Source organism: Bradyrhizobium sp. 179, from assembly GCF_023073535.1.
GTDB lineage: Bacteria > Pseudomonadota > Alphaproteobacteria > Rhizobiales > Xanthobacteraceae > Bradyrhizobium.
Genome location: NZ_JADPJR010000075.1, coordinates 1 through 9,005, shown reverse-complemented (window position 1 = coordinate 9,005; position 9,005 = coordinate 1). Strand labels below are relative to the sequence as shown.

13 protein-coding genes, 1 tRNA gene and 1 pseudogene are annotated in these 9,005 nt (G+C 58.1%); 7 read left to right on the top strand and 8 right to left on the bottom strand.

Annotation, left to right across the window (positions count from 1 at the left end):
• Positions 1-96 precede the first annotated feature (96 nt).
• Both IVB12_RS18895 and IVB12_RS18890 read right to left on the bottom strand, forming a co-directional pair.
• Positions 97-460, bottom strand: a pseudogene (locus tag IVB12_RS18895) (transposase); the annotation flags it as partial.
• A 4-nt stretch (positions 461-464) separates the two neighbouring features.
• Positions 465-752, bottom strand: a complete 288-nt coding sequence (locus IVB12_RS18890; protein ID WP_247301068.1) for a hypothetical protein — start codon at positions 750-752, stop codon at positions 465-467.
• 150 nt (positions 753-902) lie between these two features.
• Between IVB12_RS18890 and IVB12_RS18885 the strand changes: the two genes are divergently transcribed.
• Entirely contained in the window at positions 903-1,880 is a 978-nt protein-coding gene (locus IVB12_RS18885) for a hypothetical protein (RefSeq protein WP_247301067.1), read from the top strand.
• 39 nt (positions 1,881-1,919) lie between these two features.
• Here IVB12_RS18885 and IVB12_RS18880 read toward each other — a convergent pair.
• A tRNA-Phe gene (locus IVB12_RS18880) sits at positions 1,920-1,993 on the bottom strand.
• A 179-nt stretch (positions 1,994-2,172) separates the two neighbouring features.
• Positions 2,173-2,382, bottom strand: coding sequence for a hypothetical protein (locus IVB12_RS18875; protein WP_247301066.1), 210 nt, complete (start codon positions 2,380-2,382; stop codon positions 2,173-2,175).
• 518 nt (positions 2,383-2,900) lie between these two features.
• On the opposite strand from IVB12_RS18875, the gene IVB12_RS18870 reads away from it, so the two are divergent.
• Positions 2,901-3,596: a hypothetical protein gene (locus IVB12_RS18870; protein ID WP_247301065.1), complete on the top strand. Its 696-nt coding sequence runs from the start codon at positions 2,901-2,903 to the stop codon at positions 3,594-3,596.
• Positions 3,597-4,384: 788 nt separating this feature from the next.
• Here IVB12_RS18870 and IVB12_RS38425 read toward each other — a convergent pair.
• The 3 genes from IVB12_RS38425 to IVB12_RS38415 are packed head-to-tail and all read right to left on the bottom strand — an operon-like array spanning position 4,385 to position 5,918.
• A complete protein-coding gene (locus IVB12_RS38425) occupies positions 4,385-4,723 on the bottom strand; it encodes a hypothetical protein (protein ID WP_346658509.1) in 339 nt (112 codons plus the stop codon).
• Positions 4,720-5,388 carry a Fic family protein gene (locus tag IVB12_RS38420; protein WP_346658508.1) on the bottom strand — a complete coding sequence of 223 codons (669 nt, stop codon included), beginning with the start codon at positions 5,386-5,388 and terminating at the stop codon, positions 4,720-4,722. Before IVB12_RS38420 ends, IVB12_RS38425 begins: the two co-directional genes overlap by 4 nt.
• A complete protein-coding gene (locus IVB12_RS38415) occupies positions 5,385-5,918 on the bottom strand; it encodes a hypothetical protein (protein ID WP_346658507.1) in 534 nt (177 codons plus the stop codon). The genes IVB12_RS38420 and IVB12_RS38415 overlap by 4 nt, the downstream gene beginning before the upstream one ends.
• A gap of 81 nt (positions 5,919-5,999) precedes the next feature.
• Here IVB12_RS38415 and IVB12_RS18860 point away from each other — a divergent pair, with 81 nt between their 5' ends.
• From IVB12_RS18860 to IVB12_RS18850, 3 genes are read left to right on the top strand one after another with little or no spacing between them, the layout of a single operon-like run.
• Complete coding sequence (locus tag IVB12_RS18860) at positions 6,000-6,173, top strand: hypothetical protein (protein WP_247301064.1); 174 nt, start codon at positions 6,000-6,002, stop codon at positions 6,171-6,173.
• 5 nt (positions 6,174-6,178) lie between these two features.
• Positions 6,179-6,319, top strand: a complete 141-nt coding sequence (locus tag IVB12_RS18855) for a hypothetical protein (protein ID WP_247301063.1) — start codon at positions 6,179-6,181, stop codon at positions 6,317-6,319.
• Positions 6,319-6,657 (top strand): hypothetical protein, encoded by a 339-nt coding sequence (locus IVB12_RS18850; protein WP_247301062.1) that lies wholly within the window; start codon positions 6,319-6,321, stop codon positions 6,655-6,657. Before IVB12_RS18855 ends, IVB12_RS18850 begins: the two co-directional genes overlap by 1 nt.
• 7 nt (positions 6,658-6,664) lie before the next feature.
• Here IVB12_RS18850 and IVB12_RS18845 read toward each other — a convergent pair whose 3' ends face one another.
• Positions 6,665-7,075 carry a hypothetical protein gene (locus IVB12_RS18845; protein WP_247301061.1) on the bottom strand — a complete coding sequence of 137 codons (411 nt, stop codon included), beginning with the start codon at positions 7,073-7,075 and terminating at the stop codon, positions 6,665-6,667.
• A gap of 365 nt (positions 7,076-7,440) precedes the next feature.
• Here IVB12_RS18845 and istA point away from each other — a divergent pair, with 365 nt between their 5' ends.
• Both istA and IVB12_RS18835 read left to right on the top strand, forming a co-directional pair.
• On the top strand, positions 7,441-8,751 hold the full coding sequence (gene istA, locus IVB12_RS18840; RefSeq protein WP_247301060.1) for an IS21 family transposase: 1,311 nt from the start codon (positions 7,441-7,443) through the stop codon (positions 8,749-8,751).
• On the top strand, positions 8,751-9,005 hold a 255-nt coding region (locus IVB12_RS18835), incomplete at its 3' end, for an ATP-binding protein (protein ID WP_247301059.1). The genes istA and IVB12_RS18835, both read left to right, overlap by 1 nt.

The following is a 9,005-nucleotide window of genomic DNA, read 5'->3' as shown; positions in this document are numbered from 1 at the left end:
GTCAGCCCTCCAAGAGCCGACCACCCATGAATCATTGAAAAATCGATTCGGGAATCCTAAAAATTCAGAGGAATCCGACAATCTGCCAAAGTAGTGCTAGGGCGCGGATTCATAACGCGGGGCCAGCCATAGGCGGGCGAATGCGAGTTGGACGAAGGCAAGGTAGTTTCCTGCAAGCTGTCGTAGCGCGTCGCCACCCCACGGCATTGCTTGATCCTGTTGAAGAACCGTTCGACGTGGTTGCGAGCGCGGTAGAGGTGCGGGCTAAAGCAGATCGGATCGCTGCGGTTGCTTTTCGGCGGGATGTTGGCTCCGCTACCTTCCTCATGTCAAGCTCCCTGATCCTGTCAGCGTCATAGCCCCGGTCGGCAAGCAGCATTGACCCGGGCTTCAAGCGAGAGAGCAGTCTTCCGGTAAGTCGTACGTCGTGCGCCTCGGCTGGGCTCAACGCCAGTCGCACCACCTCAGCCTATTTCGCGGCGCAGTTGCCCACTCTTTGAGCCGCTATTCCTGATTAGCCGTACCAAAGGAAAGGCCGCTTTGCCGCTCGTCGTGTAGGCCCAGTTGTCCCGCGTCCAATATTTCGCGACGCCGTCGTCGATCTCGTACCACCAGCCGTCGCTCACAAAATACTTGGCTTTTCCGGTCGTCGAATAGATGTAGTCGCGCTCCCGATAGAACGGGATCTTGCCTTTGGGAGCGTAGATCCAGCTGGTACCTGACATCACGGCCTCAAGGAAACGGCGCCGCATTGGCTGACTCGCGAGGGTAACTAGCATTAACAGTGACGATAAGCAGCGTTGATGGCTCATCGCGCGCCGTCTTTCTGCTCAATGCATAAAAATACGACGACGCATACGGGCAGTTGCGCGATAAAGTGCGCGAAACCGATTTGCGGTCTGATGACCTTCGAGGAAATCGCGCCTATGGCTAAAGAAATCAAACACTTACCATCAAAAACAGGTCCAAAGAAAATCAACCCAGCGCAGGGTACTTTGGATGTCTACGTCGATAAGCAGACGGAGATTCAAGGCATCGAAATGGGAGTTTTGAGCGACGGAACTCCCTTTCTCACTCAGCGGGGACTGGCCCGTCTATGCGGCGTGCAAAACGCTCACATCGGCACAATCGGCGCTGAATGGGAGGAGGAAATTCAAAAACCTCGGATCACGACGATTAAGAATCTTCTGTCCGCACGAGGACAAACGCCGACGGCTCCCTACTTCGACGTGTCTGATGAAAAGCGGCAGGTGTACGCTTATCCGGACTATGTTTGCCTTGCCATCCTTGAATACTACGCTTTCGAAGCTGGCGCGAACGTCAAGCCAGAAGCAGTGCAGAATTTCCGTCAGTTGGCCGGCATGGCGCTTCGGGAGTTCATATACACGCAACTAGGCTACAGCCCCGCAGCGCGGGTGCCAGATAGCTGGAGCCTGTTTCACGACCGAGTGTCGCTGGTTTTCCACACCGTGCCCCATGGCTACTTTAGTGTGTTCAAGGAAATGTCGGACATCATTGTCACGTTGATCCGACAAGGGGCGCAGGTAGACGATAAATTCATCCCGGATATCAGTGTCGGTCAACATTGGGCAAATCACTGGCGCGATACCGGGCTAGAGGCGGCTCACGGTGAACGTATCCAATATGAGCATAACTATCCGAGCTATTTCCCGCAGGCCGCTTCAAACCCCCAGCCGGCGTATTGCTACCCGGACAGCTGCTTGGGAGAGTTTCGTCGTTGGATGCGTGACGTTTACTTGAAGGACAAAATGCCGACGTATCTTAGCACAAAGGCAAAGCAAGGAGCTCTTCCGCCTTCGTTTGTGAAGCTGGCCCTTGAAGCGCTGGCACCAGCGGCCAGGCCAAAGGCGCTGTCGTAGAAAACTTGCCGCGAGTGTCGCCAGCGATAGCCGACTCGGTGGCGCCTGGAGATCGATTTGAAACCGCGTCCGCGGCTTCAACGCGGAGCTCTACCGAACTGAGCTATCCAGGCGAATTGGTGCTGACGCCGAGGGCCAAACCCGCGCTGCGAGAGCGGCTCTCGCCAACTACCGTAATCTTTCGCCCGCGAAAGACGATGGTCCGCCGAGACAGAGTTGAACTGCCACAGGTTTAACCGGGCCCGTTTACAACGGATTGGGCTCGCCACGTGCCACCGTGTCCGCGAAAATCTTAGCCGTCGATGTTCGCAGCCGGATCCTTGAAGAGAACGGCGCGAACCGCGCAGCCCTTGGCCTCGAGCAATTTGCGCATGCCGTGGTGTTCTCCGATGCGCGGGAGCTCGGCGCACACCTTCTGCGCCATGTCACCGAACGGCTTGCTCACCGCCTTTAGATGCGGCGGGAGGTGCTCGTAGGCGAAGAACTGAAGCGGCGCATCCATGGCGTTCTCCTCAAGAGGTGGATGCAGGGTCGGAATCGAACCGACTGTGCCTTTCAGCATCAGGTTATGAGACGGAATGCCGACTACATAAACCATTGATATAGCGCTAAAAATACCCGAAAAAAATATTTTTGTGCCAGAACTTGTGCCAATGAAAACGGCCCGGATGAACGAATCATCGGGCCGCTTTGGTAAGTGTAGTACCACTATCGCCCTTATCAAAGCGTTTCTTCCGGCGAGTCGGATCGAAACTTTCGGAAGCGATCTGCTCCCTTGCCCGCGCGTTCGCAATGTCGCGCACAGAAAGGCATTGATCACCTGGTCACGCGGCGGGACGGTCTTTTCCCTACGCTCTGCGAGCAGTGCATTTCGCGTGGGATTTCGGTTATAGTTCTCGTGAGGTTATGCGGTGCTCATAGATGAAATATTAGAACAACGAAGAACTATGCCCGCCTACGACGAAGAGCTGTGGGCTTTTGTGGCCAAGGTCGGCGGTCGCAACCTCATCAATCTCACAGATGCAGATCCTGCAAAGCCGGCTCGCGCAGATCGACAAAAATATTCTCTATCTTGATAACGGGCGCACGCCGCGTGACGGACTTCCGGCAGATCACGGCTGGCTAAGTCCCTGCTGGTGGATGCGCGCGCGTCATTGGACCATTCTGGAATTTGAAAGTCGTGGATTGCCTCCAGTTGCCACACCCGGAATTCCTTGCATACCGGCACTGGCTGAGAGCTTCCATGGCACGGTGGTCGGAGGTCGCAAGCTGCTTGTACGAATCAGCAGGAGGACCTGGCTGCTCGATCTGTTGGGTGGCCGATTGAGATTTGCGCCCGCCGCTTCCTACCGCGACTTGCCCGTCGATCCTGCCCGGTCGGACGAAGAACTGAGCAAGGCGTACAAGAGGCCCGGCCAGGCTATCCAGATCACAGATACTAGCGGAAATGCGCTCGGAGCGATTGACGATGTTGAGTTCGCCACACGCCGCAGCACGGAGCGGAATGGTGCACTTCACGATATTCCTTATTGGTTCTGCTCGTTCAGCAGCGACCTCGATCCCCGCCTTTTCGCGGAATTCTCGGAGACCGATGCGTGTATCGTCATCTTCGATCCAATGGAATTTGTCCGGCGCGCGCTGCCGCATCTGAATCGCGACGCGCCGCGCGCGAGAAAAGAGCTGTTTCCAATCAGTATTTCGATCCCTATTTCCTGAACGGTCAAAAACGCCGACCGCTTGTGTCGAAGGCCATGGCGTTTGCCTACCAGCGGGAAATGAGATTTGTTCTTGATCCTGAAGGCGGCCCTGCATTGGCGAATGACGACTTCTTTGTGAACATTGGATCGCTTGCGGACATCGCTGCCGTATACGCTCCATCCGGGGAGCGGATATCCGGAACCGGACCTGACAATTTTCTGGCACGAGATGGAAACTAGCTCCGAAAGGATTCAGCAGCGCGATATGGCGTTCGAATTTGAGTTGGGGCCAGGCGGCAATAGGCTTCCGCCCGTGTGCGAACCTCTCCTATAAGTCCGGCAAGATAATTCAGTCGGTGTTCGGTACGCGGTTCCGAATTTCGGGCGCAAAGCGGTCCATACGACGCCGTCGAGGTTGTATTTCTTTGCCCAAACGCCGATTTCGTGAGCTTCTCGATGAGGCGACGTTCTTCCCGGTGTCCAAAATCCGATATTGGAATCGGTATGGCGTGGCTTGACCTCTTCCCTGAGCGCAAGCTCTCGTATTGCGGCGTCAATGTTCGCAGCTTCTAGGCGCGCCCAAAGGACGGTCACGTCAGGGGAATCTGGCGTCACTACAAGTGTAATCCGCCCGTTGTTGGATTGCCGTGCGAATTCCACCGGAATAGCGGGGCCGTCAGTCTTCCAGTTGCCCCGGACGGGCAAATCTCCTGGATTCCATATAAGAGAACCGCACCCCAAGCAGGCAATCGTCATTGGGGTGATCCACAGCGCCGAGCTAATCCGAGCAGGGCCGTGTAGCTTCTTTTACGCACCGCCGCCTCCTTCGCCGAAGGATTCGGCATAGAGCGCCTCGATTTGCTGAACTTCGTCTCGAGTCAGTTGAGTAAAGTCGTTTTCCTGTGCACGCTTCGATAGCTTCCCATCGTTCTGCCGAAGGAAACCAAAGAGATTGTTGAGCGTACGCTCGGGCATATCGATCATGTTCCCGATGCCTGCCCGGAAGGCGTCGAAGCTTCGGAGGAAGTTATTTTCGTTGGGAAGGTCCTGCTCAATCGTCTGTCGCACGCATTCGTACAAAAATTCCGCGTGGGGCGTCGCGTCGAAGCACCGGTAGAAATCGGCGGTATCGTTCAGGACCTTCACGTTGCCCTTCTGAGTCGCTGCCACTGAACGCATGGAAGCAATCTGCTGGAATAGCTTTCGAGCACACTCTTGTATTCTGTGATCTTGTCGAGGATGGCCGAAGAGACTGGGAAATGCAGTCCCGGTGGATTGAAGCCACGGCGGGCAAGGACATGGTGCATCAGGTAACGATGGATGCGCCCGTTGCCGTCCTCGAATGGATGAATATAAACAAAGCCGAACGCCAGCACCGCTGCGGCGACAACGGGATCGAGATCGTTCTCCGCGCTATGATCGAACGCGATCAGGCCCGCCATAAGCGAGGCGATATCTTCGTGCCGCGCGCTGATATGATCGGGAATGGGCCGTTGCGTATCGCGGTCATGCTCGCCGACAAAGCCGCCTTCCTGGCGGAAGCCCATCTTCACGAAGCGTTCGTCGCCAATGACGATGCCCTGGAGCCGAAGGAATTCCTGCGCGTTGAGCGGCGCGCGGCCTGCCTCGCCGATGGCGCGACCCCACCGCTGAATGCGGTCCGGCGGCGGCCTCTCTCCCTCGATCACGTAACTGGACTTCGAATCCTTCAGCAGAAGAAATGCCGCCGTCCGCGCGAGCAAATCCTTCGGAACTTCGCTGACGACGGCGCGCGCGCGCTCCTTCCAGTCCTGCGCAATGAATTCGTTCAACGCGGAGGTCCTGAACACGAGCGGACAGCCGGCGTACCCGGCAGATTGTTGCGAACGCGGTGCCGGGTCGAGTTCTGTCTCGTCCCGCCGAATTGAAGATCGGTATCGACAGCATCCACATACGAAACCTTATCCGCGGACGGCAGCTGCAACTCCCGGCCAAGCAGCCACTCGTACAAGAACCAGATACGCCGCGTGTAAAGGCCGGTCGGCTTTTGGCGCACGAGTTCGGCGATATCCCCTTCCTTCACGGCGAGGAAGATCCGCTTCAGAACGGCAAGGTCCAGCCCCTCATACTTGAGGGCGAAAGTCAGATGCCCCTCAAGAGAAGCTTCGGGCGCGTGGCGTGGCGTGTAGATGCGCCAGCCATCCTGCTCGCTGATGCGGTGCCTGGACCCGATGGCTGACAAGAGTCGGGGGACCGGAACGGACAGCTCGCAGGCGTGGATCAGGGCGGCATAGCCAGCCGGGGCGGCTGTCTCTGGAAGCCGCCGGTCATGAAAAACACTCACTGATCCTGAAAATTGCACGCTAAATCCCGATGTCCCAAAACCTTCCTGCGTGCGTCGAATTCCAAATACTACCCTGTCGTTGCGAATGCGAATGCGGCGGTGCTGGACGAACTGGCGGTTATCGCGGACGCAAGAAAAGAAAACCTGTTGGTGGTGGATGTTTCTCCCGCAGGTACGGCGGAAAATCAGCATATCATCGGCCAGCTTGATCCGAAGCAGGCATCCACGTTTGAGCGCGTCACCAGCCTTGGCCGCACACTGCCGGCGACTTGAATCGCATGTTCGGCGAAGCGGACGGCGTAACCGCTCCTACGGTTTGGAATAACCGCCTTGCATCGCTGGCGGCAGCGGGCCTGATCCTTGAATTTACGCAGGGCCGCGCGAAGTTTTATCAATCTTTGTTCACGGAGGCCAATTGATGGGGGCCGAAGAACTCAAAAAGCGCCGCCGCTCGCACGACAAGTACATTGATCGCCAGCGCGTTGCGCTCGCCACGCTCGATCTCTTTACCCGCTTCCCCGAAGACCAGCCCCGCTCTTTCATCGCTGTGATGGAAAAGGGCGTGGCCCCATCTGTCGGCAGCGACCACATCCTGCAGGCGGACAAGGGCAAGCTTCTGGGCTGTGTCGGAAACTCGGTGCAATTCTCTGCACCGAACGCGTCGTCTGACATCCTGAAGGCCCTCTCTGCGGGCACTGGCATTGCGGTCGGCGAGATCATCCGCGTCAATCCGCTTTCGAACACGGTTATTAAATGATTTCGGCTCATTTCGACACACGCAGCGATGAGACCATCATCAATGCGGCGGATTGTGCGTGAAGGACCCCCTTTTCGATTGCCTTGGCCTTTGCTGCAACAATCCTGACAAATGCACCCGGGTTTGCAGAAACGCGCCAAGCGTTCGCTTTGCCGATCAGTTGCGCGAGATCGGCGGCTTCGACTTCGACAACGTACCCCGCGCGCCGCTCGTGAGGCACCAGATCAGCGACGATATTGTGCCGCTCGTGTACCATGGAAGTGGCCGCGTCGGGCGGCTGGCAGGCTCGACGTTCGCCCTGCGCCTGCCGGACATTGTCAGCTTCCGCGGAAGGGCGCTCAAATTCAAAGACCGCGCTTCGCTCTGCGCTGCATACCACATCCCGGAAAATGCCCGGATTATCCTCAGCGGCGTGCATCAGGATCGCCGCATCGAGCCGTGGTGGACTCTAGGCGAAGACCGTGCGCGTATAATCGAGCAGATGCCGGCATAACAGCTTCTCTATCGCATCCGCGATGTTTTTCGACATTCAGGCAGATGGAAATAATGTGTTTATCTTCAATAACTTACACAGTCGTGAAACAGCTCAGAAAATAGCACTGTCAAACCGAAATTCTCGCAAGTGTCCGCGATTTGCCCTTACATCCATAGCAGCGAACCGTCCGTCCCGACACGGGCTAAACGCCACCCGCGCCCTTGTAGGATATGTCGCGCGCCATGGAAAACTGCCCCCTCAGCGTCACGAGGAATTGCCCCCTCCTCGGATAGCTGGGGAGAGAGTGAATGAAGCAGGAACGAATCACTGAAGGCTCGTCGTGGATTGATCCACGGGGGCAGGTGATGAAGACGCCGGATGACGTGGCGGAGATGTTGCGCCTGAGGGCGTGCGGGTGGGGTCTGAAGCGGATTGCGCGACAGCTGGGCTGCAGTCATCACACGGTGAAGGGCTACGTGGTGGCGGGCGGGGTGAAGGCGTTCAAGTCGCCTGAGCGGCCGAAGCGTCTCGACGGCCTTGAGGGTTGGCTGCGCGAGAGGCTCATTCGGCATCGCGGCAATGCCGACGTGGTGCGCCAGGACCTGTTGGCCGAGAAAGGCGTGACAGTCAGCCGGCGGACGCTGCAACGCGCCGTGCAGCCCTATCGCCAGGCGCTGAAGGCGGAGGCTCTGGCGACAACGCGGTTTGAGACGCCGCCGGGCCGACAGCTGCAGATCGACTTTGGGGAGCGCCTGGTCGAGATCGGAGGAGCGAAAGTCCAGGCATTCGTGTTCGTGGCAACGCTCGGCCACTCGCGACGGCTTCATGTGCGTGCGTTCCGCGCCGAGAGACAGGAGCATTGGTTTGCCGGGCTCGAGAGCACATTCACGACCCTCGGCGGTGTGCCCGAGGAAGTGCTGATGGACAATCCACGGGGGCTTGTGGTGCGCCACGACGCGGTGAGCCGATCGGTTCAGTTCAATGACAAGCTGATCGCCTTCGCAAAACATTGGGGCTTCCGTCCTCGCGCCTGCGCACCATATCGGGCGCGCACGAAAGGCAAGACCGAGAACGGCGTCGGCTACGTGAAGAAGAACGCAATCGCCGGTCATTCCTTCCCAAGCTGGGAAGCATTCGAGGCGCACCTCGACAGGTGGGAGCGTGAGGTTGCAAACGTTCGTATCCATGGCACGACCGGAGAGGCGCCAATCATCCGCTTCGCGCGCGACGAGATACATCGGTTGAAGCCGCTCGGCGGGCAGCCTTCGTTCGGATCCTTGCGTGAACTGACCCGCGTCGTCGGCAATGATTGCGCCGTCGAGATCGACACGAACAGCTACTCGGTACCGTGGCGCCTGATTGGCGAGCGCGTGGCGGTAACGATCGCGGCCGGCGAAGTGCGGATCCGCCATGGATTGCACCAGGTAGCAGTGCACAAGCTATCGGAGGGTCGCCGGCTGCGGATCATCGACTTTGCCCATCTCGATGGTGTTGCTGGTCGCAACGGCGCGGTCCGCCGGCCGGAGATTGCTGCGGCGACGGTACCGGGATCGTCTCCACCGCCCTCGTTGTTGCGTCCTCTTGCCGAATACGAAGCCGTGATCGGAGGAAGCTTCTGATGGCACCGGCAAAGAAGGTAATTGAAGCAACAACCGATCCGCTAGACGCCATGCTGGCGCGATTGCAGCTCTCCGGCATTCGCGACCAGCTCGACAGCCTGCTCGACGAGGCGGCGCGCGCGAACCTGTCGGCGCGTGAGACGCTGATCCTGCTATGCGAGCGCGAGATCGCGCGCAAGGATCATCGCCGCATCGAGATGGCGCTGAAGCTCGCACACTTCCCGGCCGTGAAGGAGCTTGCGGGCTTCGACTTC